Source organism: Mesorhizobium sp. B2-8-1 (genome assembly GCF_006440955.1).
Taxonomy (GTDB): Bacteria; Pseudomonadota; Alphaproteobacteria; order Rhizobiales; family Rhizobiaceae; genus Mesorhizobium.
This window is the reverse complement of sequence record NZ_VFTX01000001.1, coordinates 104,205-130,432: the sequence shown is the minus strand read 5'-3', so window position 1 is coordinate 130,432 and position 26,228 is coordinate 104,205. Positions and strand designations below refer to the sequence as shown.

At 62.0% G+C, this 26,228-nt stretch carries 25 protein-coding genes and 1 pseudogene; 14 read left to right on the top strand and 12 right to left on the bottom strand.

Annotated elements, in window-relative coordinates; all coding sequences use genetic code 11:
• Positions 1 to 6 precede the first annotated feature (6 nt).
• The 4 genes and pseudogenes from FJ428_RS00660 (at position 7) to FJ428_RS00650 (ending at position 2,544) form a co-directional block, all read left to right on the top strand.
• The gene (locus FJ428_RS00660) at positions 7 to 987 is read left to right on the top strand and encodes a GNAT family N-acetyltransferase (protein ID WP_181165408.1); all 981 of its coding nucleotides are present in this window, start codon (positions 7 to 9) and stop codon (positions 985 to 987) included.
• Positions 932 to 1,774: pseudogene (locus FJ428_RS30545) on the top strand (methyltransferase domain-containing protein); the annotation flags it as partial. The gene FJ428_RS00660 and the pseudogene FJ428_RS30545, both read left to right, overlap by 56 nt.
• Before the next feature lie 213 nt (positions 1,775 to 1,987).
• Positions 1,988 to 2,206, top strand: a complete 219-nt coding sequence (locus FJ428_RS30540) for a hypothetical protein (protein WP_224519089.1) — start codon at positions 1,988 to 1,990, stop codon at positions 2,204 to 2,206.
• A 185-nt stretch (positions 2,207 to 2,391) separates the two neighbouring features.
• Positions 2,392 to 2,544, top strand: a complete 153-nt coding sequence (locus tag FJ428_RS00650; RefSeq protein ID WP_181165412.1) for a hypothetical protein — start codon at positions 2,392 to 2,394, stop codon at positions 2,542 to 2,544.
• Here FJ428_RS00650 and FJ428_RS00645 read toward each other — a convergent pair whose 3' ends face one another.
• Positions 2,545 to 3,108 (bottom strand): sigma-70 family RNA polymerase sigma factor, encoded by a 564-nt coding sequence (locus tag FJ428_RS00645; RefSeq protein WP_140498076.1) that lies wholly within the window; start codon positions 3,106 to 3,108, stop codon positions 2,545 to 2,547. It abuts the gene before it with no gap.
• A gap of 293 nt (positions 3,109 to 3,401) precedes the next feature.
• Between FJ428_RS00645 and FJ428_RS00640 the strand changes: the two genes are divergently transcribed.
• Positions 3,402 to 5,513, top strand: coding sequence for a catalase (locus FJ428_RS00640; protein ID WP_140735087.1), 2,112 nt, complete (start codon positions 3,402 to 3,404; stop codon positions 5,511 to 5,513).
• 69 nt (positions 5,514 to 5,582) lie between these two features.
• Here the strand turns inward: FJ428_RS00640 and FJ428_RS00635 are convergent, their stop codons facing one another.
• The 3 genes from FJ428_RS00635 to FJ428_RS00620 form a co-directional block, all read right to left on the bottom strand.
• Entirely contained in the window at positions 5,583 to 6,071 is a 489-nt protein-coding gene (locus FJ428_RS00635; RefSeq protein WP_140497376.1) for a hypothetical protein, read from the bottom strand.
• Between the two features lie 85 nt (positions 6,072 to 6,156).
• On the bottom strand, positions 6,157 to 7,452 hold the full coding sequence (locus FJ428_RS00630) for an Nramp family divalent metal transporter (RefSeq protein WP_140663360.1): 1,296 nt from the start codon (positions 7,450 to 7,452) through the stop codon (positions 6,157 to 6,159).
• 407 nt (positions 7,453 to 7,859) lie between these two features.
• Positions 7,860 to 8,171 (bottom strand): hypothetical protein, encoded by a 312-nt coding sequence (locus FJ428_RS00620; protein ID WP_140878747.1) that lies wholly within the window; start codon positions 8,169 to 8,171, stop codon positions 7,860 to 7,862.
• Positions 8,172 to 8,299: 128 nt separating this feature from the next.
• Here FJ428_RS00620 and coxB point away from each other — a divergent pair, with 128 nt between their 5' ends.
• The 5 genes from coxB (at position 8,300) to FJ428_RS00595 (ending at position 13,871) form a co-directional block, all read left to right on the top strand.
• A complete protein-coding gene (gene coxB / locus FJ428_RS00615) occupies positions 8,300 to 9,514 on the top strand; it encodes a cytochrome c oxidase subunit II (protein WP_224519077.1) in 1,215 nt (404 codons plus the stop codon).
• Complete coding sequence (gene ctaD / locus FJ428_RS00610) at positions 9,511 to 11,454, top strand: cytochrome c oxidase subunit I (protein WP_140878746.1); 1,944 nt, start codon at positions 9,511 to 9,513, stop codon at positions 11,452 to 11,454. Before coxB ends, ctaD begins: the two co-directional genes overlap by 4 nt.
• Positions 11,451 to 12,053: a cytochrome c oxidase subunit 3 gene (locus FJ428_RS00605; RefSeq protein WP_140878745.1), complete on the top strand. Its 603-nt coding sequence runs from the start codon at positions 11,451 to 11,453 to the stop codon at positions 12,051 to 12,053. The genes ctaD and FJ428_RS00605 overlap by 4 nt, the downstream gene beginning before the upstream one ends.
• A 1-nt stretch (position 12,054) precedes the next feature.
• Entirely contained in the window at positions 12,055 to 12,396 is a 342-nt protein-coding gene (locus FJ428_RS00600) for a hypothetical protein (RefSeq protein WP_140878744.1), read from the top strand.
• Positions 12,397 to 12,500: 104 nt separating this feature from the next.
• Positions 12,501 to 13,871 carry a cytochrome c gene (locus tag FJ428_RS00595; RefSeq protein ID WP_140878743.1) on the top strand — a complete coding sequence of 457 codons (1,371 nt, stop codon included), beginning with the start codon at positions 12,501 to 12,503 and terminating at the stop codon, positions 13,869 to 13,871.
• Between the two features lie 58 nt (positions 13,872 to 13,929).
• On the opposite strand, the gene FJ428_RS00590 is transcribed toward FJ428_RS00595, so the two are convergent.
• Positions 13,930 to 14,868: a LysR family transcriptional regulator gene (locus FJ428_RS00590; protein ID WP_140878742.1), complete on the bottom strand. Its 939-nt coding sequence runs from the start codon at positions 14,866 to 14,868 to the stop codon at positions 13,930 to 13,932.
• A gap of 125 nt (positions 14,869 to 14,993) precedes the next feature.
• On the opposite strand from FJ428_RS00590, the gene FJ428_RS00585 reads away from it, so the two are divergent.
• From FJ428_RS00585 to FJ428_RS00575, 3 genes are all read left to right on the top strand, one after another.
• Positions 14,994 to 15,206 (top strand): 4-oxalocrotonate tautomerase family protein, encoded by a 213-nt coding sequence (locus tag FJ428_RS00585; protein WP_140497359.1) that lies wholly within the window; start codon positions 14,994 to 14,996, stop codon positions 15,204 to 15,206.
• A 33-nt stretch (positions 15,207 to 15,239) separates the two neighbouring features.
• Positions 15,240 to 15,980: an SDR family oxidoreductase gene (locus tag FJ428_RS00580; RefSeq protein WP_140525147.1), complete on the top strand. Its 741-nt coding sequence runs from the start codon at positions 15,240 to 15,242 to the stop codon at positions 15,978 to 15,980.
• Positions 15,981 to 16,375: 395 nt separating this feature from the next.
• A complete protein-coding gene (locus FJ428_RS00575) occupies positions 16,376 to 17,287 on the top strand; it encodes an alpha/beta hydrolase (RefSeq protein WP_140878741.1) in 912 nt (303 codons plus the stop codon).
• Positions 17,288 to 17,430: 143 nt separating this feature from the next.
• On the opposite strand, the gene FJ428_RS00570 is transcribed toward FJ428_RS00575, so the two are convergent.
• From FJ428_RS00570 to FJ428_RS00540, 7 genes are all read right to left on the bottom strand, one after another.
• Positions 17,431 to 18,957 carry a M81 family metallopeptidase gene (locus tag FJ428_RS00570; RefSeq protein WP_140878740.1) on the bottom strand — a complete coding sequence of 509 codons (1,527 nt, stop codon included), beginning with the start codon at positions 18,955 to 18,957 and terminating at the stop codon, positions 17,431 to 17,433.
• 9 nt (positions 18,958 to 18,966) lie between these two features.
• The gene (locus FJ428_RS00565; RefSeq protein ID WP_140729443.1) at positions 18,967 to 19,917 is read right to left on the bottom strand and encodes an ATP-binding cassette domain-containing protein; all 951 of its coding nucleotides are present in this window, start codon (positions 19,915 to 19,917) and stop codon (positions 18,967 to 18,969) included.
• Positions 19,914 to 20,831 carry an ABC transporter ATP-binding protein gene (locus FJ428_RS00560; protein ID WP_140497349.1) on the bottom strand — a complete coding sequence of 306 codons (918 nt, stop codon included), beginning with the start codon at positions 20,829 to 20,831 and terminating at the stop codon, positions 19,914 to 19,916. Before FJ428_RS00560 ends, FJ428_RS00565 begins: the two co-directional genes overlap by 4 nt.
• Positions 20,828 to 21,649, bottom strand: a complete 822-nt coding sequence (locus tag FJ428_RS00555; RefSeq protein WP_140497347.1) for an ABC transporter permease — start codon at positions 21,647 to 21,649, stop codon at positions 20,828 to 20,830. Before FJ428_RS00555 ends, FJ428_RS00560 begins: the two co-directional genes overlap by 4 nt.
• A gap of 3 nt (positions 21,650 to 21,652) precedes the next feature.
• Positions 21,653 to 22,588, bottom strand: a complete 936-nt coding sequence (locus FJ428_RS00550) for an ABC transporter permease (protein ID WP_140729442.1) — start codon at positions 22,586 to 22,588, stop codon at positions 21,653 to 21,655.
• 111 nt (positions 22,589 to 22,699) lie between these two features.
• A complete protein-coding gene (locus FJ428_RS00545) occupies positions 22,700 to 24,292 on the bottom strand; it encodes an ABC transporter substrate-binding protein (protein WP_140515182.1) in 1,593 nt (530 codons plus the stop codon).
• A gap of 67 nt (positions 24,293 to 24,359) precedes the next feature.
• Entirely contained in the window at positions 24,360 to 25,799 is a 1,440-nt protein-coding gene (locus tag FJ428_RS00540) for an amidohydrolase (RefSeq protein ID WP_246672820.1), read from the bottom strand.
• On the opposite strand from FJ428_RS00540, the gene FJ428_RS30535 reads away from it, so the two are divergent.
• On the top strand, positions 25,770 to 26,207 hold the full coding sequence (locus FJ428_RS30535; RefSeq protein WP_224519091.1) for a hypothetical protein: 438 nt from the start codon (positions 25,770 to 25,772) through the stop codon (positions 26,205 to 26,207). The two genes, FJ428_RS00540 and FJ428_RS30535, sit on opposite strands and share 30 nt — an antisense overlap.
• The last annotated feature ends 21 nt before the right edge of the window (positions 26,208 to 26,228 follow it).

The following is a 26,228-nucleotide window of genomic DNA, read 5'->3' as shown; positions in this document are numbered from 1 at the left end:
GAGCAGATGCTGCGCAGCGAGATCATCGGCGATCCAGAGCAATTGCATGCACTGGCGCCGCACTGGTGGAACCTGTGGGAGCAGAGTTCGTCGGCGACGCCCTTTCAATGTCCCGCCTGGCTGCTGCCGTGGTGGCGCACATTCGCTCCGGGGGAGCTGGCGACGGTCGCCATCTGGCGCGGCAACGATCTGGTGGGCCTGGCGCCGCTCTATCTCGAACATGGCACGGAAGGCTCGAAACTGCTTCCGATCGGCATTTCCCTCAGCGACTATCTGGACGTGCTGTGTGTGCCCGGCAGCGAGGCCCAGGTCGCCGCTGCCCTTGCAGAGAAGATACTCTCGATCGAGTGGTCGCAGTGGATCCTGCCGGATCTGCCGCAAGGCAGTGCCGGTCTGGCGATCGAACATCCCGAATTGAAAGCCGATGGACTGGTCGGCCACGCCGTTTGTCCCGTGCTTGCCACCGACGGCGATGAAACGCTGGCGGGCTGCGTCCCTGCCCGGCGCAGACGCCAGTTGCGCCGGGCGCGCCGCGCCGCATCCAGACGCGGCCGGGTCGAGTTGTCGCCGGCACGAGGCGATCCTCAACTGTTCCTCGACCACCTGATAGGCCTGCACGGGGCGCGCTGGGCCGGAAACGGAGGCGGCGTGCTGGCCGACCCCGCCGTCGAGCAATTCCACAGGTGCTCGCTTCCCCTGCTCGACGCTCGAGACCTGACCCGATGCTGGGTGCTCGCCATCGACGGCAAGCCAATCGGCGTCTACTACGGATTTCACCATCGCGGCCGTGCCTATGCCTATCTTGGCGGTTTCGATCCTGCCTATGCCGAGGAAAGTCCAGGCGCGATCCTGGTCGGCCACGCAATCGCCGAATCGATCCGCGAAGGTGCGCGCGAGTTCGACTTCCTGCGCGGCCAGGAGCCGTACAAATATGGCTGGGGCGCTGGCGACAGGTGGACGATGCGAAGGACTTGGACGCGGAAATGAGACCATGGTTTCGATGGAACCAACATCCGTGCGCCGCCGGATAGCGGTCAGGCTGGCGGTCGAGGGCTGTATGGCGGACGCTGTCAGTGCCGAGGCCGTCATCGCCAGGCTGGCGCTGCATCTCCACCCAGGCATCGGGGCAGTCGAATTGGCGGAGATCGTGGCGGAGATCGATCCGGTCGATACTCGAGACAGGGAAAGGCTCCAGCAGATAGCCGGGCTGCTTCGCCGCGGATCGGAGGTTTTTGCCACGTTGCAGAAAACGGGTTCTGCCGTTCGTCACGAACGCGACGACGACGAGACGGATGCAGATGTCGTGACGCGGCTGGCCTCGGGCTTTGATGCCGCGGCAGCGATTTCCCGGGTGGCGAGTGTCCAGTTGGCTTCCCTTGGCGATGAGGAAAGGCTGGCAGCCACGACCGACGAAATCGTTGCATGGCTGACAGCGCAAGACTTCACCGGTGCTGGACGCAACATTCTGGACATCGGTTGCGCCATCGGGCGTTTCGAACGCGCGCTGTCGGCATCCTGTGGGCGGGTCGTCGGTATCGACATATCGTCGAGAATGATATCGATCGCCCGTGAGCAATGCGCAGCGCTTGGCAATGTAGAGTTGCGGCGGACCTCAGGCCTGGATCTGGCGGAGTTCGGCGACGCGAGTTTCGACTGCGTTCTGGCGGTCGACAGTTTCCCCTATCTGGTGCTAGCCGGCGTGGCGGAGCGGCATTTCGGCGAAATTGCGCGCGTCCTCAAAAGGCCGGGCAGGCTGGCCTTGCTGAACTACTCATATCGCGAATCACTGTTTTTGGACCGCTCCGATATCCGTCACCTGGCGCAACGTCACGGATTGCAGGTCGTCATCGATGGCGAAAAAGCGTTTCGGCTGTGGGACGGCGACGCCTTCCTGCTTGCCGGCGTGACGGAACATTACCAGCCAATGCCAGTTCGGGCGTCGAACACAGCGACGCTGAAGAGCGGCGCCAATTCGAAGGAGGACAGCATGGCATCCGGCAGCAAGAAACATATCGGCCGTGGCAGCCACGGCAAAGGGGCCGGCGCCGGAGCAATGACCGAACTGGCCAAGGACAAGATCGAAGAGAATGCCGTTTTATCCAACAGGGACAAGAAGCAGCACAGCGAGGAACGCGGCCTGGACGGCAATCAGATCAAGTCCGATCAATATCAGGATCATGCCGCAAATCGATTGCCGAAGGACTGAAAGCGCCGCAGTGGATCTGTGACCTCGGCAATCGAGAGTGGAAGAAAAACCTGTGCAAGGGCTGCCGGCAACGGTTTCGGCACCGGGCATCTCCTTGTAATGGCGGTTGCTTGTCATCACAATAGGATGACGGACTGCCATCCATCCAGCCAGGGAATACGATGTCTCGTTCGAGCGATGATAGAATGGACCCGCGCGCAGGAATGGCGATGGATCAGGAGATTGCCTCTCTGCTGATCGCGATCGAGCAGGAAAAGGTTCCTGATCGCTTGACCAGACTGGCGATCGAACTGCAAAACGCGCTCCTTGCGAAACGCCGGCGCGACATAAAGAACTGACTATCTGCGGCTGTCGGCATCAATATCGATCTGCCCGTCCGACAGATGATTTCGTCTTTCCATCAGCGTCTGCAGCGAACTCTCCCCCAGGAACTCAAGAACGGCGGCGCGGGCACGGTTGAGCCGGCTTTTGACCGTTCCCACCGCACAGCCACATATCTCGGCCGTCTCCTCATAGCTGACACCTAAGACGCCGATCAGCATCAACACCTCGCGCTGGTGTTCAGGGAGCCTCTGGATGGCGCCGTGAACTTCCTTGCTCTGAACGGTCCATTCCTGTGTGGCTTCCGAAATCGGCCTCGAGGACGCGCAGTCGAGCAGGCCAGGCGCTTCCCTGGCCGCGACCTTGACCCGGGTGTAGTAGGTGTTGCGCATGATGGTGAAGAGCCACGACTTCATGCGCGTGCCGGGTTCGAACTTGTCGATGTTGGCAAGGCCCTTCGTCAACGTCTCCTGCACCAGATCGTCGGCATCGTCGGGGATACGGCAGAAGGTGCGCGCGAAAGCCCGTAGCGCGGGTATCAGGTCAACGATGGAAACTTCATGGGTTTCCTGGTCGGCCAAAAGATAGCCTTCGCCTGACAATGGTCCAGCTCCCAGAAAGAAGTATGAATGCAGACCCCAGCTAAATGCATGGACGTTTGTATCGTTCCGGACGTTGAAGACAACTCTCCAGAAAATTCTGATGCGGCCGAACGATCCTGCTGCGGCCGCGCCCCCCTTGCGCGCCGTCCACCAGCGTGTTCGCGCTGGCTTAGGATAGGCGCGACGCGCCGTTGTGCGGGAACAAAGCCATGCACCGGCAGTTCGGCGCCTTGAGCCAAGTCAGCCCACGGGCGTCAATCGAGGAAAAAATCATGGCCAAATCCGCACACCGTTCAGCTCCCAAATCGGCGCGTATGCACGATCAGAATGCCGCGCGCGGAAATGGCGGCGAATTGCACCAGATCGCGGAAGCCGACACGCCTGTTCTCACGACTGCCCTGGGAACGCCTGTCTCCGACGACCAGAACACATTACGGATTGGCGAGCGCGGACCGTCTCTGATCGAGGACTCCCACTTTCGCGACAAGATCTTCCACTTCGATCACGAACGCATCCCGGAAAGGGTGGTGCATGCCCGTGGTTACGGCGCTCATGGCTATTTCGAGACTTATGAATCGCTGGCCAAATACACGCGTGCCGACATTTTCCAGCGCGCCGGCGAAAAGACGCCTGCCTTCGTGCGGTTCTCGACGGTTGCCGGCAACAAGGGCTCGTTCGACCTCGCCCGAGACGTGCGCGGCTTTGCCGTCAAGCTCTATACCAAAGAAGGCAATTGGGACCTCGTCGGCAACAATATTCCCGTGTTCTTCATCCAGGACGCCATCAAATTTCCGGACCTCATCCATGCTGCCAAGCAGGAGCCAGACCGGGCTTTCCCGCAGGCCCAGACCGCACATGACAATTTCTGGGATTTCATCAGCCTGATGCCGGAATCGATGCACATGGTCATGTGGATCATGTCGGATCGAGCGATACCGCGCTCCTTCCGTTTCATGCAAGGCTTTGGCGTCCACACGTTCCGCCTCGTCAATGCCAACGACGAATCCACATTCGTCAAATTCATCTGGAAGCCGAAACTCGGCATGCAGTCGGTGATCTGGAACGAAGCGGTCAAGATCAATGGCGCCGATCCCGACTTCCACCGCCGCGACCTGTGGGAAGCGATCCAGTCAGGAAACTTCCCGGAATGGGAGCTGACGGTGCAATTGTTCGACCAGGATTTTGCCGACAGCTTCGACTTCGACATCTTGGACGCCACGAAGATCATCCCTGAAGAGATCATCGAGCCAATCCCGGTCGGGCGGCTGGTGCTCGACCGCATGCCGGAGAATTTCTTCGCCGAGACCGAGCAGGTTGCATTCATGACCCAGAACGTGCCGCCCGGGATCGACTTCTCCAACGACCCGCTTCTGCAGGGCCGCAACTTCTCCTATCTCGACACCCAGTTGAAGCGGCTGGGCAGCCCGAACTTCACCCATATTCCGATCAACGCTCCGAAATGCCCCTTCGCACATTTTCAGCAGGACGGGCACATGGCCATGCACAACCCGGTCGGCCGCGCCAACTATGAGCCGAATTCGTGGGGCTCGGGTCCCCGCGAGGATCCGCAACGCGGCTTCCGCTCTTTCGCCGACGCCGAAGAGGGGCAGAAGGTGCGTCTGCGGGCGGAGAGCTTCGCCGACCACTACAGCCAGGCGCGGCAATTCTTCAACAGCCAGACAGCGCCGGAGCAACGCCATATCGCCATGGCGCTGACATTCGAATTGAGCAAGGTGCAGGCACCGGCGATCCGCGAACGCATGGTGGCGCATCTGCTGAACATAGACGAAACGCTGGCGACTCAAGTCGCCGACAAGCTTGGCATTCGGAACATGCCCGACCCCGCCGAGACCGCCATCCCGCCGCGCGACGACCTGCCGCCGTCTCCGGCTCTCAGTATCATCGAGAACGGCCCCGACAGTTTCAAAGGCCGCAAGGTCGGCGTCTTGCTGAGCGACGGGGCCGACACGGCCCTTTTCGAACAACTTCGCTCGGCCATCGAAACGGAAGGCGCGGTCATGGAGGTGATAGCGCCCAAGGTGGGCGGCGTCGAGGCCGCAGACGGCACCCACATCGAAGCCAGACACATGATCGACGGCGGTCCGTCGGTCCTGTTCGACGCCGTGGTACTGCTCCTGTCCGAGCCGGGCGCCGAGTTGCTGGTCAAGGAAGCAGCCGCGAAGGACTTCGTGTCGGATGCCTTTGCGCATTGCAAATTCATCGGCTTCACACCGGGAGCCGCGCCTCTCCTGGCCAAGGCAGGCGTCGCAGCCGATGCCGATGAGGGATTGATGCGGCTGGACTCCGCAGCCTCCGCCAACACATTCGTGCAGGCTTGCCGCAAGCTGCGGCTGTGGGCCCGGGAAGCGGCCGTCAAGCTGTGACGCTATCGACCGGCACGGATTCCCGTCCGTGAGCGGCGGTTCGGCCAGCGGGATTCCAGTCGGTGCGGGCTAGGGGCGGTCTTGCTCCTTGGCCTCCCGCTGTTTTCTCAGCACTTCGTCGGTTCCGACCAGCTTCTTGGCTCCGCCTGGAATGGAGGTGGACACCACCGCTGGCGGGTCGCTTGCGGGAAAGGAATCTTCCAGACCGGCCTGCAGCTGATCCTCCAGCGTTTGCGGCTCTTCCGAGCGGCCGGGGGTTCTGCGGTCCTCTATCTTTTCCAGCGGTTGCTTCTTATCCGGCGATTCGTTCGCGTTCCTGATCCAGGCATAAAGCTGTTCGATCGCGAATTCCTTGATTGCCTCGAAATCGGCTCGATCGTCCTTGGTCGCCTCGATCTGATCGACCATGGCTTTCTCGAACCGGGCAAGGCTATCACCCCCGCAGGCCCGGGAAAGACGCAACAATGCCTCATGCAGCATCATCGGGGCGAAACGAGCCGAAGCCTCGAGTCTCAGTTGCTCTAGATGCTCTTGAGTGGCGGCTTGGAGCTTTGACATGGACAGCCCTTTCTCTCACACGCATTTCAACGAGAGTTGACCGTGGATGTTCCACTGCGCCTGAACGTCCTTCCGCGCCGGCGAACTACATGAACCAGGTCGCCACCAGTCCCGCGGACGCCGCAAAGACCGCTATGGTCGTCACGCCGCCCAGAATGTTGGTGGCCCTGCTGTTGACCTTGTCGCCCATGATCTTGCGATTGTTGGTCATGATGAGCATGAGAAGCAGCAGAGGTGGCGTCGAAAAACCCTGCACGATGCCGGACCAGACCAAGGCTTTCATCGGGTTGAAGCCAAAGAAATTGAGGCCCACCGCCACCAGGGTGATCACTCCCGTCGCGATGTAGAATTTGGGCGCATGCCGGGGCTTGGCGTTCAAGCCATTCTTCCACCCCATGGCCTGCGCGAAATCGAAAGCGGCGCCGGCCGTCATGACCGGCACCGCCAGGAAGCCGACGCCGATCACCCCGGCCGCAAAGAGAATTCCGGCCGCGTCGCCCGCAAGCGGCCGCAGCGCTTCGGCCGCCTGCGCTGCCGTTTCGATCTGGGTATGCCCCGCCTCGTACAGCGTCGATCCGGTCGAAAGGATGATGAAATACATGATCAGGTTGGAAAAGATCATGCCGATCAGGATATCGCGCCGGGACCGGCGGAGTTCACCCTCGGTGGCTCCCTTGCGCTCTTCGAGGCTCGTCCTGCCCTTGGCGATCTCCTCCTCCACCTCCTGATTGGACTGCCAGGTGTAGAGATAGGCGGACAGCGTCGTGCCGATGATGGCGACGATGATGGACAGATATTCGCGGCTGAACTCGATTTTCGGCAGCAAGGTGCCGCGCAGCACCGAGACCACATCCGGCTTGGCGAGCACAGCGGAGACCACATAGGCGAGCAGGGCCAGTGCCAACCATCGGAATATGTTGCGGATTAGCTTGTAGGATCCGAACATCTGCAAGGCAAGAATAATCATCGCGACACCGATGACGACCGAGTTTGAAGGCAGCGGAACGAACAGCACGACAGCCGCCGACATCGCGCCAAGGTCGGCGGCTGCCTCGATCGTGTTGCCGATCAGCACGCCCACCAGCACGGACCACAGCAGCCAACGCGGATAGAAATCGGAAATGACCTTGAAAAGACCACGGCCCGACACCTGGCCAAGTTTGGACGAGAGATAGACGACGATGTACATCATCGGGAGAGTGACAGGAGCCGTCCACAAAAGGTCGGGCCCGAACCGGGCTCCGGCACTCGCATAGGTGCCAATGGCCGAGCAATCGTCGTCAGCCGCCCCAGTGATCAGTCCGAGCCCGAGAGCGCGTGTGATGCCGCCGTCTTTTCGCTCTCCCTCGCTTCGGCCGGCATCGTCAGCTGCTCCACTCATGGGAGATGCGTGTCCAACGAGACCACACGGGAAAAAATCATGTCGATTGTTCCGACCAAGTGCCGATGCCGAGATTGAGGTTCGAACCTCCGGTCAAGCTTTTTGTTCCTGTGGAAGCCAACCGCCAATGAAACGCAGCGCCCGGCTTGGCCGTTGATGCGGCTGGAGCCGCATCGCCTTGAAGATCGACATGGAATATGCCTGGGGCCGACGGTCGAAAAGAGTGCGGTGAGGCTCTTCACCCGCACCTTCCCCTCGCCGGCCTGATCTATGGCGGGGCGGCGCTGCTCATGGCGACCCTCTGGATCCGGGAAAGTGGAAGGCGGCAGGCCCGACACGACCTGCGTGCCGTCTGACACCGAAGAATCGAAACAAAAAGCCAACCGCGGGGCGATCCACAGCCGCTGTCAGGCGGAACCTCGTCCCGGTAATTGCGTCTCTTCGCTGACCTGCTTCCGCAGCTCCTCACGCGCGCGTTCCACCTGGCCCTCGCCCGCGGATTGCGAGGCGCTGCGCCCCGACCGATCCAGCCTGTCCAACTCGTGCTCGACCGTTTGGCGAGAGCCCTCCGCCGGATCCTCTTCCGGATGGCTGTCCGCAGCCTGTTCCTGCCGCGTCTCTTCCCTGCCTCGGCGGTCGGTGCGCGTCGCGTCCTGGCTGCGATCGTCCTTGCCTGCGACGCTTCGATTTCCGCCGGCCGTTTTGTCTGTGTTGCTCATGGCTAGTTCCTAAGCTTTCGCGGCGTGGAACCGTCCGATGCGCGTCCCGCGCCTTTGCCTGGAGAAACGGACATATCCGCCATTTGGTTGCGCTCCCGGCGCGCAAGCATCGGCCCGGCGCCAATCGCATGGCGGAGAAAAGCCGGCCATCGTTGCCAAGCATCCTTTTACAGCGATTCGCGTTATCGCCTTGGCATCCATGGGGATTTCACATGGCAAGATGCACGGGCCCGTCCATCCGCCTGCGGCAACGGCGGCAATGGCCCATTGCGTCCGCCTTTGCACGTCCAGCTCGAAGCACGTCCGGCAGCCGTCTTCCAGGCGTCCTGAAATGGCTCGGCCTCGCGTCTACAGTGGTCTCGGCACCGGTCCTGAGCGGGTGCAGCGGCTGGCAATCCGCACTCCACGCACATGGTGCGAATGCCCGTGCGATTCTCGATCTCATCTGGTCTTTTGGCGCGGTGGCGACCATCACCTGGCTGCTCGTCATGCTGGCCCTGGCAATGGCGCTCTTCCATCAGCGCCGGGCACAAGCAGGACCCCCGCCGCTGGTCATCGACAGCCATCAGGAGCACAGGTATAGCCGCGCGGTCGGAAGCGCCGTCGCGGCGACCGTGCTGGTTCTCGCCGCGCTGACGATAACGAGCTTCTTCGCCGGCAAATCCATTGCCTCGCTGGGCGGAAAGGAGGCGCTCACCATCCGCATCACAGGGCATCAATGGTGGTGGGAAATACGCTATCACAACGATGATCGGTCGCGCATGATTGTCACGGCGAACGAGATCCATCTTCCCGTCGGCGAACGGGTAAAGGTGGAACTCGATTCGACCGATGTCATTCACAGCTTCTGGGTGCCAAGTCTCGCCGGTAAAAGGGACCTCATTCCGGGCCGGCCGAGCGAGATCACCCTCATTGCCGACAGGCCTGGTGTCTATCGCGGCCAGTGCGCCGAGTTCTGCGGCTACCAGCATGCTCACATGGCCGTCACCGTCATCGCGGAAAGCCGCGAAGCGTTCGAGGCATGGCGGTCCAGACAAGACGCCGCCGCCATCGCTCCTGCCAGCGAGGAGGAACGCCGCGGCCAGCGGGCTTTTCTTTCCACCGGTTGCGCGCTCTGCCACACGATAAGGGGGACGCCGGCCAAGGGAGCGGTCGGGCCCGACCTTACCCATCTCGCAAACCGGCGTGCATTGGCCGCCGACACGCTGGCCATGACACCCGGCGCGCTCGCCGCGTGGATCGCCGATCCGCAATCCACAAAACCCGGCGCGAAGATGCCGCGCATTGCTCTCAGCGCCGACGATCTTCGTGCGGTCGTCGCCTATCTTGGAAGTCTTGAATGAGTGGCGTTGCCGGGAAGACGGCTAGGCGAAAACAGGAAGCGGCCCTGAAAGGCATCCGCGACACCGGGCTCGACGAGGCAAGACTGCACGACTATCTGGCGCATGCCTGGCGGACGCCGAACGGCCTCTATGGTTGGCTGGTCACGGTCGACCACAAGCTGATCGCCCGGCGCTATATGGTGACGGCCTTCCTGTTCCTCGCCCTTGCAGGCCTGTCGGCACTTGCCATGCGGTTCCAGCTTGCCACGCCGGAGGCACGCCATATCGGCCCCGATCTCTACAACCAGCTCTTCACCATGCATGGCACGACGATGATGTTCCTGTTCGCCGTACCGGTCATGGAAGCGTTCGCCATCTACCTGGTGCCGCTGATGATCGGCAGCCGAAACGTCGCCTTCCCGCGGCTCAACGCCTTCAGCTACTGGGTCTATCTCTCCGGTGGGTTGATGATCTGGATCGCCTTCGCTTTCGACACCGGCGCGGATGCCGGCTGGTTTTCCTACGTGCCGCTCGCCGGACCTGAATATGGGATCGGCAAGCGCCCCGATTTCTGGGCGCAGATGGTGACCTACACCGAAGTGTCCGCACTCGCGGTCGCCGTCGAGATCATCGCGACTGTGTTCAAGCAGCGCGCCCCTGGCATGTCGCTCGATCGCATCCCGCTCTATGTCTGGTCAGTCCTCGTCATGGCTTTCATCATATTGTTCGCCATGCCCGCGGTGATGGTGTCGAGCACCATGCTGATCCTCGACCGGCTGGTCGGCACCAGGTTCTTCGACCCGGCGGCGGGGGGCGACGCACTGCTCTGGCAGCACCTGTTCTGGTTCTTCGGCCACCCGGAGGTCTATATCATCTTCATTCCCGCGACCGGCTTCGTCTCGGCTATCCTGCCGAGCTTCGTGCGCCGTCCGGTCTTCGGCTATCTCGGGATCGTGCTGTCGCTGATCGCGATCGGCTTTCTTTCCTTCGGCCTGTGGGTGCACCATATGTTCGCCACGGGCCTGCCGCAGCTCGGCGAAAGCTTCTTCACCGCCTCCTCGATGATGATCGCCATTCCGAGCGGCATCCAGATCTTCTGCTGGATTGCGACGATCTGGGGCGGCCGGCCGATTTTTGCCACGCCGCTGCTTTTCGTGCTCGGCTTCATTTTCACCTTCGTGATTGGCGGGCTGACCGGGGTCATGGTCGCCTCGGTGCCGCTCGACCTGCAGGTGCACGACACCTATTTCGTCGTCGCGCATTTCCACTATGTGCTGGTCGGCGGCGCCGTCTTCCCCCTGCTCGGCGCCGTCTACTACTGGTTTCCCAAGATCACTGGCCGCATGCTGTCCGAAAGGCTCGGCTGCTGGAATTTCTGGCTTGTCTTCATTGGCTTCAATCTCACCTTCTTCCCGATGCACATCCTTGGCTTGCAAGGCATGCCGCGGCGCGTCTACACCTATCCGCCGGCGAGCGGCTGGGGCGGCACGAACCTCTTCATCAGCATCTCGTCGCTGGTGGTGTTCGCCGGCTTCGCGCTTCTCGTCCTGAACATGCTGCTCAGCCTTCGCAACGGCCGCATCGCGGGCGACAATCCGTGGGGGGCGAGCACATTGGAATGGGCAACGACGTCACCGCCGGCTTCCTACGATTTTTCGCGCCTGCCAGTGGTGACCCACAGCGAGCCGCTCTGGGCCGAAGCAGACATACTCCCTGTGGTCGAGGGCCTGCGCGTCGACGCGCGCGAAGTGCTTGCCGGCTCGGTCGCCGATGCGGTGCCGCAACTGCGCGTGCCATCGGCCGACAATTCGATCTGGCCGCTGCTCTCGGCCATCGCCGTGGGTGGCGCGTTTCTGGGCTCGATATACACGCCATGGGCGGTGGTCTGGGGCGCGATACCGGTCTCGATCGGCTTTATCTGCTGGTTCTGGCCGAAAGGCGAGCCGGAGGACGAAGAATGAGACACCGGCCAACCGTCGACGTCAGCCACCTGCCCACCTATGATTTTGGATCGGCAAGCCCGATCTGGTGGGGAACGGTGGCCTTTATCGCCCTTGAAGCAACCGGTTTTGCCCTGGCGATCGGTACCTATTTCTACCTGGCTGTGCAGGCGCGGCATTGGCCGATCGGAGCGCCGGCACCCGATCTCCTGCCGGGCACGGCAATATTGATCATTCTGCTTGCCAGCGCCGTCCCCAACCGTCTGATCGATCTTTGGGCGCGGCGGCAGGACCTTGTGAAGGTGCGCATCGGCATCGTCGTCATGTCGATCGCCGGAATTCTTCCCCTGATCGTGCGCATCTGGGAATTTCCCGCGCTCCGGATCTCCTGGGACCAGAACGCCTACGGGTCGATCGTCTGGTTCCTGCTCGGCCTGCACACGACACACCTCCTCACCGATGTCGGGGACACGATCGTGCTCGCCGTTCTCATGTTCACCAAGAAAGGCAACACCGGACGCCACTTCAGCGACGTGTCGGACAATGCCTTCTACTGGGACTTCGTGGTCGTCTCATGGGTCGTGCTCTATCTCGTAATCTACTGGGTTCCGAGGATGTAACATGCAGGCGATCCGCACGGGCGTTTCCTGGGCAGGCATGGCCACCGGACCAACGGCGTGGGCGATATCGCTGCAGCTCGACTATTCAATCGCATATTGGCAATGCGACGCCGGGTTTCGGCCCACTGTTCTGTTCTCGCTGACAGGCGCCGCCGTCGCGGCGCTGGGCGTCCTGTCGTCACGGCGCGCCGTTCATGATCCAGGGCACGGCACGAGCCCGCCCCTGAAGGCGCGCACGCGCGCGTTTCTGGCCAGGACTTCGGTAGGCATCGGGGCCCTGTTCACGCTCGTCATGCTGGCGCAAATGGCGGCCGGATTGATCTTCAGCGGATGCGAACTGTGACTGTGCAGCGGAGCCGACGAGCGGTCATCCGCCATGGGCAGCGTTTGCGTTGGCCTGCTGCAAGCGTTCCGTTCCTCGCCGTTCTCCTACGAATCGCGGCCGTCATGGCGTCGCTGGCGCCTGGCACGCCGCTGCGGGCGAACGAGATCCAGAAAGGCGAATATCTTGCCCGAGCCGCCGATTGCGTCGGCTGCCACACGTCCAATCCGAGCCGGCCTTTCGCCGGAGGCTATCGGGTGCCGACGCCGTTCGGCGATGTCTATTCCACCAACATCACACCGGACCCCGACACAGGCATCGGGCGCTATTCCGCCGACGAATTCGTGCGAGCCGTGCAGAAAGGCGTCAGACGCGACGGGGCCGATCTCTATCCCGCCATGCCATATGACAGCTTCGTCGGGATGAACCGCGAGGATGTGCTCGCGATCCGAGCCTACCTGCTCACGACCGCGCCGATTTCTCAGCCGCCGCCGCCAAACATACTGCCCTTTCCATTTAACCAGCGCTGGACGCTCTGGTTGTGGAAACTTGCCAACCTCCACGCCGGCGGCTTCGGACCAAATCCAAGCCGAACCGGCGCATGGAACAGGGGCGCCTACCTGGTGGAGGTGCTTGGCCACTGCGGCGCCTGCCACACTCCAAGGAATACGACGTTCGGCATGGATGAAGATCGCAAGCTTGCCGGCGGCAGCGCCGGTATCTGGCAGGCGTTCAACATCAGCGGCGACAAGATCGCGGGCATAGGCGGCTGGAGCGATGAGGAGCTGTTTCGGTTTCTCAAGACCGGCGCCATGCCTGGAAAGGCATATGCGGGCGGTCCGATGGCGGAAACGGTCATGAACAGTCTGCAATATCTTTCGGACGACGACATTCATGCCATCGTCGCCTATCTCAGGACCGTGCCCGCCCAATCGGGAGACGAGAAGCGGCCGCGCTTCGCGTGGACCAATCCGCCCGCAGCCGCCCGCGATGCCGGGACGAAGACCAGCGTGGAGGGCAGCGGGGTCGCGGTGGGCGACGATCTCTACCGGTCGCTCTGCTCGGGATGTCATGGCCTGAATGGAGGCGGATCGGCGGATGGCACCTATCCATCACTGACCAACAACAGCACTCTCGGCGTAACCTCGCCTGAGAATGTCGTCATGACCATCCTTGAAGGCGTCAAGGCAGGCGGCGTCGCGGGCCGCAAATCGATGGCGGCCTTTGACGGCTGGCTGGACGACGGCCAGGTGGCGGCCCTTGCAAACTATGTGACAGCGCGCTTCGGAAACCCGCAAGTCAGCGTCACGGCAGCCGATGTGCGCCAGATGCGGGCAGGCTCGACGACAGAGCAGACGGTGCTGGTTCTGGCGGCCCAGGCGCTGGTGGCGGGCGGCATCGTATTTGCGCTTGGTCTGGCGCTTCTGCTCGCCAGACGCCTTCGCCTGAGAATGCACCAGAAGCATCTCATATTCGTGTCGAGGGGCAGGCCATGAGACGGTGTGCCGAAGCGTGGCGTACCTGTTCCGCCTTTCCGTGCAACGATGAACTGCCTCAGCTTGATATCTCGACCGAGCCCTTCTGAGAGGAACTCCCGGCAACGCCGCGAGGGGCCCGAAAAACCTCCGCCAGCCAATCAATGAACACCCTGATCCGCGAAGACAGATGGCGGCTCTGGGGATAGAGCACGGATACGGGTATCGGCGGTGGTGGGAAGGCTTCCAGTATCGGAACCAATTGCCCGGTGGCGATCTGATGCTCTACGCGATAGCGCGGGACCTGTATCAACCCGAGCCCGGCGACGCCGGAGGCCGTGTAGATTTCGGCGCCCCGGACGACGATATCGTAGGGCAGTGGAACCTCCCTTGCCGCGCCGTCCTTATAGAATTCCAGCGGGTACGGCTGCCCTGTCGCGGAGGCGGTATAGGCAACCATGCGATGGCCGCCGAGATCATCCGGTGTTGAAGGGACGCCGTGACGTTCAAGATAGGCTGGGTTCGCCAGGGTGAGTTGCTCGAATGCGGTTATGCGGCGACCGATCAGAGACGAGTCGGACAGTTCGCCGGCTCGCACGACGCAATCGACGCCTTCAGTGATGAGGTCGACCATCCGGTCGCCTTCGCTGAGGCTGAGCGAGATGCCGGGATAGCGCATGATGAACTCGGGCAAGACAGGCATGACGAAAAACCGCGCGATGGTCCCCTGCATATCCAAACGAAGCGGACCCTTGGGTTCGGCATTCCTGAAGACGCTCTCCACCTCATCCAGGTCCGCAAGGAGCCGGATGCAGCGTTCATGGTAGAGTGCGCCATCGAGCGTCGGCCTCACATTTCGAGTTGTCCGTTCGAGGAGCCGAACGCCGAGATCCGCTTCCAGGCGCTGGATCGCATGGGTGGCGGTGGGCCGCGGAACCTGCAGGTCCCGCGAGGCCTGGGCAAAGCTCCCACGCTCGACGATCCTGACGAAGAGCCGCATGACGTCGATACGATCCATGACCATCTCGTAGTCGATTGTTATGGTTTTTGAAATGGTGATGTTGAAATCGGCTTTCTAGTGCTAGTTTTAAAAACGGCTACCTTCACACCATTCAAGTCCTCAGATCGACAGGAGTGAAGATCATGCCTTTCGTCAATTTCAAGGTCCCCGAGGCGGCGCTGAACCGGGCCCAGAAAGAAGAGATCGTCCATCGGGCCACCGCGATGCTCGTGGAATATTTCTCCGAGGCCGCTCGGCCGCATACCATGGTCCTGATCGAGGAGGTCAAGGACGGCGGTTACGCCCGCGCCGACGAGGTCTTCGTGATCCCGCAGGAATATCGAGCGAAGGATTGATGTCGGCAACAACACGGCAAAGGAACAACGACAATGACCACCTCAACGAACAAAGTTGCGATCGTCACGGGAGCGTCTCGTGGCATTGGAGCGGCCATCGCCCGCCGGCTGGCGAGCGACGGCCTCACGGTCGTCATCAACTATGCAGGTAGCACCAAAGCGGCCGCCAAGCTGGTGGACGAGATCGAAAAGGCCGGCGGTCGGGCCACCTCCTTCCAGGCCGATGTCAGCGACCCCCAAGCTGTGAGACGGATGTTCGATTCCGCCGAAGCGGCCCATGGCGGCGTCGACGTGCTGGTGAACAATGCCGGCATCATGAAGCTCGCGCCGGTCGCTCAATTTGATGATGCGACTTTCGATCAGACCATCGCGATCAATCTCAAGGGCACGTTCAACGGCCTTCGCGAGGCGGCGAGGCGCCTGCGCGACGGCGGCCGCATCGTGAACTTCTCGACCAGCGTCGTCGGACTCTACCAGCCGACCTATGGCGTTTATGCGGCCACCAAGGCCGCGGTCGAAGCGCTCACCCACATTCTGGCGAAGGAGTTGGGATCCCGCGCCATCACGGTCAACGCGGTTGCGCCGGGGCCGGTGGCCACCGAGCTTTTTCTCGAAGGCAAGGATCAGGCGACGCTCGATCGTATCAAACAGATGAACCCGCTCGGCCGTCTGGGCGAGGTCGACGACATCGCGCGCGTCGTCTCCCTGCTGGTCGGACCGGACAGCGGCTGGATCAACGGCCAGATCGTCCGAGCGAATGGCGGGGTCATCTGAGGAACAGGATCATGAAGCAAGTCCGGCTCGGATAGGGGAAGGCTTTCCGTGAACGGGCTGCCTCGGACGGAGGTCGACAAGAGCGGCCTGATGGTCGCATGCCAAGGAACCCGATCGCGCCGTCCTCGTTGGGCAGGGATGCAGACCCACGCGTGCTTCATCATGCCGTCAACCGCGGCCACAAATGCTCGACATCGCCTTTCTGGAGGAAGGCGCGAAGCATGACACAGCGGCTTTGCTGCTGCACGGCTGGCCTGACGACGCTACCACCTGGGTTTCTGTCGCCGAGAGATTGTCCAGGGCCGGAATTCGCACCATCGCACCCTGGCTGAGAGTTTCGGTCCGACCCGCTTCCTGTCGGATTCCTCGACAAGTCTCTGGATACGGAGGACGAGATGACTGCGAACTGGACTCTGCCTGAACGCTTCATCTACCGCGGTCATGCGATCGCCTGGGGCACGCTCGGCGAGGGACAGGCTGCGATCCTCCTGCACGGCTCGCCATTTTCCTCGCTGGTGTGGCGGCGAATTGCACCGTGGCTCGCGCGGCACCGTCGGGTTTTCTATTATGATTTGCTGGGTTTCGGGCAGTCCGACAAGCCGGACGCCGACGTTCTGCACGGTCTTCAGAATGGACTTTTCGCGGCGCTGGTAAAGCACTGGGGTATAGAGCGCCCGGACGTCGTCGCGCATGACTTTGGCGGGTCTGCCGCGCTGCGCGCCCATCTCATGGACGGCATCGATTACAGCAGCCTCATGCTGATCGATCCTGTCGCAATCAGCCCGCAGGGATCCGCGCTGGTGCAGGCGGCCAAGACGCACCAAGACGTTTTTGCCGGTCTACCGGCTTATATCCATGAAGCCGTCCTGCGCGCGTATATCGGTGCCGCTGTGAAGCACGGATTGCGCGAAGAAGAGATGCGGCTTTATCTCCAGCCCTGGCTTACCGAGGAGGGCAAGAAGGCGTTCTGGCGCCAGGTGGCGCAGATGGACGACAAATACAGCGAGGAGATCGAGGATCGTTACGGCGAAATCCGCTGCCCCGTGACCATTCTTTGGGGCGCCGAGGATGAATTCATCCCGCTGAAAGATGGTGAGGAACTCGCACGGCGCATCCCAAACGCTCCATTCATTGTCGTACCGGATGCGAAGCATCTTGTTCAGGAGGACGCGCCAGAGGCTATCACCGCAGCCGTTCTCGACTTCTGGCACCGGGACGGCGCGCGTCACGATGCAGCGCGGACGCCGCCGTTTTCCGAGCCTCGAAGAACGGCCCGGGCAGGCCCGCAGGCCGGAGCGAATAGATGAGCTGAAGCGTATCGGCGATGTCTGTGACTTGACGGTCGATGATCGGTCGCACCGCCGTCGCCACGCAGGGCCTGCGAAGAGTGCGCTCGCTGTCAGCATTCGCATCCAGGAAGGGGCCGTCTGCACTGGCCCGCTTTGGTAATTTAGAATGTGTCGACCAAGGGACGAACGAAGCGCTCGAAATCCTTGTCGAGCGGCCAGAGCGGGCGCGGCGCGTGGATATAGGGACGCCGTTCTGCCCGCGGCGTTGCCAGCGCGCCCGCATCGCAGACGATGACCTTGCCCGATATCGGCTCGAATGCCGCCCGGAAATGCTGCATCGATTTCAGGACCAACACGCGGCGAGCCGTCGGTTCTATCCCGAAAGCGCGCAATTGCTGAAGGTCGACCATCTGCTGCGCTTCTGAAACGACCAGGACTTCGATCCCGTCGACATCGATTACGGCGGTGGGTCCGAAATTATGGGTGAGCCCGCCTTGAATCGGTCCGTCACCGACATAGCTGCCCTCCGAAAGCCTGGTCAGCACACCCGTCACTGTTAGCGGGCCACCGCCGAAATTGGGGTCGCCCCTGCCGCCAATCGTCACCGTCACAGTCTCGCCTTGCCGGTGACGGTGCAATTCATTTGCCGCTTGAGGATCGATCATCGGCGCGAGTACCGCACCCTTTACTCCCGCATCAAGCAGGCCCTTCAACAGCGCGGTCGAGTCGCCGTAGGAACCGGCGCCGGGATTGTCGGCGTAATCGGCGATGACAAGTGGCTTGTCGCCGCGCCAGGCATGCGCCTCGGCAGCAGCCTCGTCGACCTCGATGAAAACATTGCGCTTCCTGGTACGGCCCTGCCAGATCTTGTCCGCAATTTCCTCTGTCACACGCATGGCGGCTGGCTTGGCGCCGGGATCACGGCTGTCATAGGTTGCGAGCACGGTGGGACCGACGCAGGACACGTCGGCGCCCGTGAAGGCTGCATTGACGGAAACCGCGAGCAAGCCCTCGGCCTCGGCCTCGCGGGCGCGGTCATAAAGGGCCAGCGTCTCGGGAATGTCGGTGCGGCCGGAATTCGCTTCGTCCAGCATCGGCACATGCGCCCTGACGGTCCGGGGCGCGATTTCACCTTTCATTGCGCGATCCAGGATACGGGCGGCATGCGCGCCGATTTCGCGCATGTCCACATGCGGATAGGTCTTGTAGGAGACAAGGATCTGCGCGTCCCGGACCATGTCTTCCGACACCATCGCATGAAGATCGAGCGTTACCGCGATAGGAATGTCCGCTCCAAGTTCGGCCCGCAGAAGGCCTAGCAGATACCCTTCCCCGTCCGGGCAAAACTCAGGCACCATCGAGCCATGAAGTCCAAGCAGCACTCCGTCGAGGCGGCTCTTGTTCGAACGCGCTGCCTCCAGGATAATACCGGCGATGTGGTCATAGGCAGCTTTCGTCACCCGCCCCCCGGGCACGGCATGTGCCGAAATCGCGTGGATCACGTTCCAGCCCGCCGGTTCCGCCACATCCATGAATCCGGCAAGTTCGGTATTGGCGTTGCGCCGGGCGCGGATCGCGTCGTCGCCAAGGAGAAGCGTGTCCACCTGAAACTGCGGCAAGTCGGTACGGAAGCGCGAGAACGTATTGCTCTCGTGCATGAATTCGCAGGTAAGGACATTGAAGGTCATGGGCAATTCCTATTGCGCGAGACGCACGCGATGACCGCGGCCGATCTCGACAAGCTCGCTTGACTCGGGTTCTTCGTCGGGGTCCGGACGGCGCGAAATGTCGGGCGAAAAGCGGGCGGCGTCTGGGACGAAGGCAGCATCCGGCAAGGCGCGTGCCCCGGTCAGGATCGCGTCGGGATCGGGAACCGAACCGATCAGGCGACGCGTGTAGGGATGCGTCGGGCGGCTGAAAATCGAATGCCAGTCACCCTCTTCCACCACGCGGCCGAAATACATCACGGCAACCCGGTCGCTGACATGCTCGACCACGCTCAGATCATGGGAGATCATGATGTAGCTCAAGCCCAGCGTTTCCTGCAGGTCCATCAGCAGGTTGATGATCTGCGCCTGGATGGACACGTCCAACGCCGACACCGGCTCGTCCAGCACCAGGATCTTCGGATCGAGCATCAACGCCCGCGCGATGCCGATCCGCTGGCGCTGCCCGCCGGAGAATTCATGCGGATAACGGTCAGCGTGATCGGGCGTCAGGCCGACGCGGGTCAGCATCTCGGCGACGCGGTGGCTGGCCTCGCTTCCCCTGGCGATTCCATGCAGGGAAAGCTGCGAGGACAGCATGCGACCGATGGTCTGGCGCGGATTCAGCGACGCATACGGGTCCTGAAACACCATCTGAGCGATGCGCGCGCGCTCCTTGCGGGCGGGAGCGCCAGGGCCTGCCAACGGCTTGCCCTGGAACAGTATCTTTCCCGAAGTCGGCTCCTGCAGGCCCATCACGGTCAGCGCGGTGGTGGATTTTCCGCAGCCGGATTCACCGACGATGGACAGGCACTCTCCGTCGTTCAGGGTCAGATTCACGCCCTGAACGGCACGAAGCGTCCGCTTTGGCCCCAACAGCGAGCGACGCGGCAGCGGGAAATGGACGTTGAGGTCGCGGATTTCCAGAAGAGGCTGGTTCATGCGGTCGCCTCCAGACCAAGGCCGCGCGGCGTGGTCAGCGTCGGTGCGTCGCGTCCACGCTCCTCGCTGCCCACGACCTGGTCCAGTTCGGTCAGGCGGGCGCGTCCAACCAGCGTTCGCGACCCCAGGCGAGGGCGTGCCGCGAGCAGGCCTCGGGTATAGGGATGCAGCGGATTTTCGAACAGAGCCTTGGTGTCCTGCTCCTCGACGAGCCGCCCCCGGTCCATGACCCCGACGCGCCGGCACATATTGGCGATCACGCCCAAATCGTGACTGACCAGCAGCACGGCCGTTCCTTCAGCCGTGCAAAGCTCGGCAAGCAATTCCAGGACGCCTGCCTGGACCGTCACATCAAGTGCGGTGGTCGGCTCGTCCGCAATCAGCAGGTCGGGACGGCAGGCCAGTGCAATGGCGACCATGACGCGCTGGCGCATCCCTCCCGACAGTTGATGGGGGTAGGACAGGGCGCGTTCCTCGGGCGCCGGCACACGAACACTTTCCAGTGCCTCGACGGCTTTCCTGCGCGCATCCGACCACCCGAAGCCCCTGTGAACGACGAACATTTCCGCGATCTGACGGCCAATCGCCATCAGCGGATTGAGCGCCGTCATGGGCTCTTGAAACACCATCGCCATACGGTCGCCGCGCAGACGGCGCCTGGCGCGGCTGCCAAGCTTCAACACGTCCTGGCTCCGGAAGAAGATCGAGCCGCCGGTCACCTCCAGCGGGCGTTTAAGCAACCCCATCACCGAAAGGCCGGTGATGCTTTTGCCCGAACCGGATTCGCCGACAAGTCCGTAAGTTTCCCCAGGCAGGATATCGAAAGACACGCCGTGAAGGATTTCGTTCCGCTTGCCGACGCCGATGCGCAAGTCGCGGATGGACAGAACAGGGTCGGGAAGAATGCCGCTCATGCCTGCCTTATCCTCATATGCGGATCCAGCATGTCGCGCAGCCCGTCACCGAGCAGATTGAAGCCAAGGACCGTGGCGAAGATTGCGAGGCCGGGGAACAGCGAGGCCCAGGGGGCGGTGCGGATCAGTTCGCGCGCGTCGGTCAGCATGTTCCCCCAGCTCGGCTGCGGTGGCCGGATGCCGACGCCGAGGAAAGACAGTGCAGCTTCCGCCAGAACCGCGCCGCCGATGCCAAGTGTCGCGATGACCAGCACCGGACCGACGATATTCGGCAGTATCTGCGTGCGCATGATGTTGGCGTCGCTGAAGCCGGCCGCCCTGGCGGCCTGCACGAAGCCCTGATTCTTGAGCGACAAGGTGGAGCTGCGGGCGATGCGGCAGGTCCAGGACCAGTTGGTCAGGCCCAATGCGATCAGGAGACTTGGCAAGCCGGGTCCCAACACCGCCATGATGGCGAGCGCGAAGACCAGGGATGGGATCGCCAGCATGACGTTGGTCAGCCCGTTCACCAGGTCGTCCCACCAGCCTCCGAAATAACCGGCCGAAACCCCAAGCGCCATACCGATGCACGAGTTGATCAACTGCGAAACGAGGCCGACGGTCAGCGACACCCTGGCGCCGTAGAGGATACGGGAAAAGACGTCGCGACCCTGCCCGTCCGTGCCCAAAAGATGGTCCCAGCTCGGCGGCATTTCAGAATTCATCAGGTCGGCGTCGAATATCGGGTTGTACGGGGCAATCCAGCCGGCGCTGACGGCTGCGGCGACCACGAGCAACGCCAGCGCCAGGCCAAGGGCGAAATTGAAACGCAACCGCATGGATCAGGCCACCTTGATGCGCGGGTCGATCATGGCATAGGCGATATCGACCAGCATGTTGATGACAAGGAACCACAACACGATCACGATGACCGTACCCTGAACCACGGGAATGTCGCGTGCCGACACGCTGTCGACCAGAAGCGACCCGATCCCTGGCCAGGAAAACAGTTTCTCGATCACGATCGCCTGCCCCATGAGCGAACCGATCTGAAGGCCAAGCGTGGTCAAGATCAACACCAGCACGTTGCGGGTGACGTGACTGCGCACCAGACGCGGTTCGGTCAACCCTTTGGCTCGCGCCGTTCGCACGAAATCCGCGTTCATCACGTCCAGAACGCCAGCGCGGGTGGTTCGCGCCAAGAGCGCCATCGGCGATACGCCGAGCGCGATGGCAGGCAATATGATGTAGCGGATGCCGCCGGGCTGGTAGCCGAAGCTCGGCAGCAGACCGAGCTGCAGCGCAAAGACGTACATTAGCAGCAAACCTAGCCAGAATTCGGGAACCGACAGGCCGGAAACCGCCAGCATCATCGTGCCGGTGTCCAACACGCTGCCGGGCTTCAGCGCGGCCAGAAATCCCAGAGGAATACCGACTGCCGCGGCAAAGCCCATCGCCGCCAGCGCCAGTTTGATCGAAGGCCAGAGCCGCGGCTCGATCACGTTCCACACCGGTTCGCGGGTGCGGTAGGAAATTCCAAGGTCGAAATGCGCCAGCCCCCACAGATAGTCCCACAGGCGGACCGGCAGAGGCTTGTCCAGCCCGAACTGCTCGTTCAGATGCGCCATCACATCGGCATTCGTGGCGTTGCGCCCCTCCGACATCAGGCTCGATATGAAGCTGCCGGGGACGACGCTGAACATCACGAAAATGATCAGCACGACCGCCAGCAGGGTCGGGATCATCTGCAGCGTGCGACGAAAGATGAAGCGCGACATCCGCGAATCCTGCCTTTCAACAACTGGGCGCCATGCGGCGGGCGAGGAGTGGGCGCCATGCGGTGGGCGGGGCCGTACAAACCGGTCCCGCCCGCCAGCCATGCCATCGCGCTACTTGCGTGATGCGGGTGCGCTGTCGTCGATCCAGATGTCCTCGTAATCCTGGATAGCCAGTTCCGCGCCGTTCGGCTTCAGCCCGTGGACCCATGGCTGGTAGGCCATGACGGCCTTGTTGTAATTGAAGAACCAGACCGGAGCCTCGTCCTGCAGCAGGTTGTTGGCTTGCCTCAGAAGATCGTTCTGTTTGGCCGGATCGGTTTCGTTGCCTGCCTGCTCGATCAGCTTGTCGAAGTCGGCATTGTTGAACTTGACGTAGTTGCAGGCGGTTTGCGATGTCTTCGAATAGAAGCAGTTCAGATATTTCAGTGGATCCGGGCCCGACGAGTTCGACCAGATAAAGGCATCAAAATTGTCGGACAGGATCTTGTCGGACAGGACCGAGCTTTCCACCGGGTCGGTCGTCACGGTGACGCCCACCTTGGCCAGCATCGGGATGATCGCCTCGACGATCGGCAGGCCCCAGCTTTCGTTCGAGGTCGCGGTGACCGAGAACTTCAGACCGGTCTCGAACCCTGCCTCCTTCAGCAGTTCCTTGGCCTTTTCCGGATCATAGGCATAGGGCTTGGCGTCCTTGTCGAAGGCCGGCGATGAAATCGGCAGCCAGGAGACCGCGGGATAAGCCTTGTTCTTCAAGAGCTTCTCGACAATCAGGTCCTTGTTGATCGCATAATTGATCGCCTGCCGGACGCGCTTGTCCTTGAATGCCTCGACCTTCGGATTGAAGCCGATATTGCGGGTGTAGACTTCGGCCACCTCAAGGATGTGATCCTTCAGCGCCGGATCCTGGCTGTAGGCCTCATACTGCACAGGGCCGAGAACGTTGGTATCGATCTCCGCGTTGCGGAAGGCGACGTCGCGAGCCGAAGCTTCGCCCATCAGCATGATGTCGAGCTTGTCGAGATGCGGCTTGCCCTTCTCATAATAGCCGTCGAACTTCTCCAGTTCGACCTTCGAGCCCGCAACGTAATTGGCGAGCTTGAACGGGCCAAGGCCGTTCGGCTTGGAGGCCAGCTGATCCTCCGGATAGTCCTTGGAGTAGATCGGCGCATAGTTGGACATCAGGTTCCAGCCCGGATCGGCCAGGTTGATGAAGGTGATTTCGATGGTCCTGTCGTCGATCTTCTTCAACCCGGAAATATGATCGGCCTTGCCTGCCTGAAATTCGGCGACGCCGGCGATCTGCAACATCTGCTCGGCGCCCGGCAGGGCCTTCTTGGGATCGGCAAGACGGTTGTAGGACCAGATCACGTCATCGGCGTCGAGCTTGTCGCCATTGTGAAAGGTCGCTTCCCGGAGCTTGTAGGTATAGGTCTTGCCATCCGCCGACTTCTCTACCGTTTCGGCGAGGTCGAGCTCAGGCTTGCCGCTTTCCGGGTTCCATTTGTAGAGGGAGCGGTTGATCGCTTTGGCCACGATCTCGTCTTGCGTATGCGGTGTCGCCGTGATGTCCAGCGATGTGATGGAGTTGCCATAGGGCGCGGTGAACACCAATTTCCCCCCATCCTTCGGTGTGGCGTCCTGCGCCAGCGCGGCGGTCGCCGTTCCAAGCGCAAGCGCCGCGATCAAGCCAAGTCTGTTCAACATCCCTCAATTCCTCCCTGTGGTTCGTTGTTGATTTCCTGTCAGAGACGGGCCCAACCGGCATCCCGCCTCAACTTCCTTCATAGACGATGCGCCCATCCAGAATTGTCATCTCACAGCGCGTTTCACGCAGGATTGTCTCCGGTGTGGCCGTCAGGAGGTCGTTGGAGAACACGGCGATGTCCGCGAGCATTCCAGGCTCCAACCGGCCCTTCACCATTTCCGCGCCCTGGGAGTAGGCACCGTGTTCGGTATAGGCGCGCAACGCCTGTTCGGACGTCAGTTTTTCGGAAGCGTCCATTACCGTGCCCTTGTGCGTCTTGCGCGTCAGCATGGCGTAGAGGTCCGGGAAGGGATTGGGCGAACAGACCGGCGAGTCGCTGCCGGTGGACGGCTTCATGCCGAGGCGATCCCAGGTTCCGATCGGATAGGAGCGCAACCCGCGCTCCGGCCCGAGAACAGAGACGTAGGCGTCGCCGAAATCATAGATGAAGGCCTGCTGCGGCGCAGGCAGGATGCCTGCCTTCAACATCCGCTGATTGATGGCATCATCGGCATAGCCGCAATGCTCGATCCGGTGCCGGTGCTTGTGATCCGGCCTGGCGGCGCGCACACGTTCATAAGCGCGCACGAGCTGGTCGATGGCGGCATCGCCAATGCCATGGCAGACCATGGTGTAGCCCATTGCGGTGTAGCGGTCGACCAGTTCGAACAATTGAGCGTCTGGCAGCATCCGGACACCGAAATTGTCAGGCTGGTCAATATATGGCTGGCGCATCCAGGCCGTGCGTCCGCCGGCCGAGCCGTCCGTGAATATCTTTACGCCGCCTATGCGGAACATGTCGCTGCCGACCCCGGTAACGAGACCCGCGGCATGGCAAGGCTCGACGATGGACGAACCGGGGTCGCCCAGAAGTGTTGCCCAGACCCGTACCGGGAGCCGGCCGCTGCGCTCGGCCTCATGATAAGCCTCGATCTCGGTCATACCGTCGATCTGGCCAGTGGCCGCGTCCATGCAGGACGTTATGCCGAACCGCAGAAGGTCACGGCCCCCCGCTTCGATAGCATCGAGTATCTCGGCGAAAGAGGGTGTCGGCTGGACGTCGTAGACGAGGGTCTGGGCGTTCTCAGCCAGCATTCCGGTCAGTTGCCCGGCCTCGCGCCCGATGAGGCCACCATCCGGATCTGGCGTGTCGACATCGATTCCCGCCAGCGCCAGCGCCAGCGAATTCACGACAGTGACATGGCCGCAGGCGCGCGTGACCGAAACGGGATGATCGGGTAGGGCGGCGTCCAGCTCCTTCACGGTGGGCATCAGTGCGTCGGGATAGCGGGTCTGGTCAAAACCGCGCGCGGTCACCCATGCGCCTTTGGGCGTTTCGGCGGCCCGTGCCCGCAGCGCAGCCATCAGCGCGTCGCGGGTCGGCGCGGCATCCGGCGTCGCATCGACCTTGCCACGCAGGAGCCCCGTCGAGATCAGATGCAGGTGCGCATCGTTCAGACCGGGCATTGCGAAGCGCCCGGCCAGATCCACGACCCTCGTGCCCTTTCCGATCAGGGGCTTGATATCGGCGTTGGAGCCACTGGCCACGACCTGGTTGCCCAAGACCGCAATCGCCTCCGCGATCGGATTTCCGTAACCGGTCCAAATCTTGCCGCCATGCAAAACGAGATCGGCTTGGTTCTGCGAATTCATGCCGCCTTTTCTTCTCCCCCGGCGTTCACGGACGTCGCCGACATAGATTTGACTTTGAGTGGCATTCCGTTTCGTGTGCGGTCAGATTCTTCTCCCGCGCTCGACGTCACGTTCCCCTGCCACCGGCTCCAGTTGCCAGCTTTTTCGTTTTGCAGACGTTGGGGCGTCGGCGATCACAAGGCCAATTCGGTTTTCGCAATCAAGCATGCAAAATTTGCATAACATTGCAATTATAATGAAATA

Coding starts and splice junctions, on each gene's coding strand:
- FJ428_RS00555 (WP_140497347.1), bottom strand. CDS start 21,649: ATGCGGTTGCGTTTCAATTTCGCCCTTGGCCTGGCGCTGGCGTTGCTC.
- FJ428_RS00585 (WP_140497359.1), top strand. CDS start 14,994: ATGCCTTTCGTCAATTTCAAGGTCCCCGAGGCGGCGCTGAACCGGGCC.
- FJ428_RS00545 (WP_140515182.1), bottom strand. CDS start 24,292: ATGTTGAACAGACTTGGCTTGATCGCGGCGCTTGCGCTTGGAACGGCG.
- FJ428_RS00565 (WP_140729443.1), bottom strand. CDS start 19,917: ATGAACCAGCCTCTTCTGGAAATCCGCGACCTCAACGTCCATTTCCCG.
- FJ428_RS00550 (WP_140729442.1), bottom strand. CDS start 22,588: ATGTCGCGCTTCATCTTTCGTCGCACGCTGCAGATGATCCCGACCCTG.
- FJ428_RS00660 (WP_181165408.1), top strand. CDS start 7: ATGCTGCGCAGCGAGATCATCGGCGATCCAGAGCAATTGCATGCACTG.
- coxB (WP_224519077.1), top strand. CDS start 8,300: ATGGCGGAGAAAAGCCGGCCATCGTTGCCAAGCATCCTTTTACAGCGA.
- FJ428_RS00605 (WP_140878745.1), top strand. CDS start 11,451: ATGAGACACCGGCCAACCGTCGACGTCAGCCACCTGCCCACCTATGAT.
- FJ428_RS00575 (WP_140878741.1), top strand. CDS start 16,376: ATGACTGCGAACTGGACTCTGCCTGAACGCTTCATCTACCGCGGTCAT.
- FJ428_RS30540 (WP_224519089.1), top strand. CDS start 1,988: ATGGCATCCGGCAGCAAGAAACATATCGGCCGTGGCAGCCACGGCAAA.
- FJ428_RS00600 (WP_140878744.1), top strand. CDS start 12,055: ATGCAGGCGATCCGCACGGGCGTTTCCTGGGCAGGCATGGCCACCGGA.
- FJ428_RS00590 (WP_140878742.1), bottom strand. CDS start 14,868: ATGGATCGTATCGACGTCATGCGGCTCTTCGTCAGGATCGTCGAGCGT.
- FJ428_RS00560 (WP_140497349.1), bottom strand. CDS start 20,831: ATGAGCGGCATTCTTCCCGACCCTGTTCTGTCCATCCGCGACTTGCGC.
- FJ428_RS00570 (WP_140878740.1), bottom strand. CDS start 18,957: ATGACCTTCAATGTCCTTACCTGCGAATTCATGCACGAGAGCAATACG.
- FJ428_RS00595 (WP_140878743.1), top strand. CDS start 12,501: ATGGCGTCGCTGGCGCCTGGCACGCCGCTGCGGGCGAACGAGATCCAG.
- FJ428_RS00650 (WP_181165412.1), top strand. CDS start 2,392: ATGGACCCGCGCGCAGGAATGGCGATGGATCAGGAGATTGCCTCTCTG.
- FJ428_RS00630 (WP_140663360.1), bottom strand. CDS start 7,452: ATGAGTGGAGCAGCTGACGATGCCGGCCGAAGCGAGGGAGAGCGAAAA.
- FJ428_RS00640 (WP_140735087.1), top strand. CDS start 3,402: ATGGCCAAATCCGCACACCGTTCAGCTCCCAAATCGGCGCGTATGCAC.
- FJ428_RS00540 (WP_246672820.1), bottom strand. CDS start 25,799: ATGCCCGGTCTGAACGATGCGCACCTGCATCTGATCTCGACGGGGCTC.
- FJ428_RS00620 (WP_140878747.1), bottom strand. CDS start 8,171: ATGAGCAACACAGACAAAACGGCCGGCGGAAATCGAAGCGTCGCAGGC.
- FJ428_RS30535 (WP_224519091.1), top strand. CDS start 25,770: ATGCAGGTGCGCATCGTTCAGACCGGGCATTGCGAAGCGCCCGGCCAG.
- ctaD (WP_140878746.1), top strand. CDS start 9,511: ATGAGTGGCGTTGCCGGGAAGACGGCTAGGCGAAAACAGGAAGCGGCC.
- FJ428_RS00580 (WP_140525147.1), top strand. CDS start 15,240: ATGACCACCTCAACGAACAAAGTTGCGATCGTCACGGGAGCGTCTCGT.
- FJ428_RS00635 (WP_140497376.1), bottom strand. CDS start 6,071: ATGTCAAAGCTCCAAGCCGCCACTCAAGAGCATCTAGAGCAACTGAGA.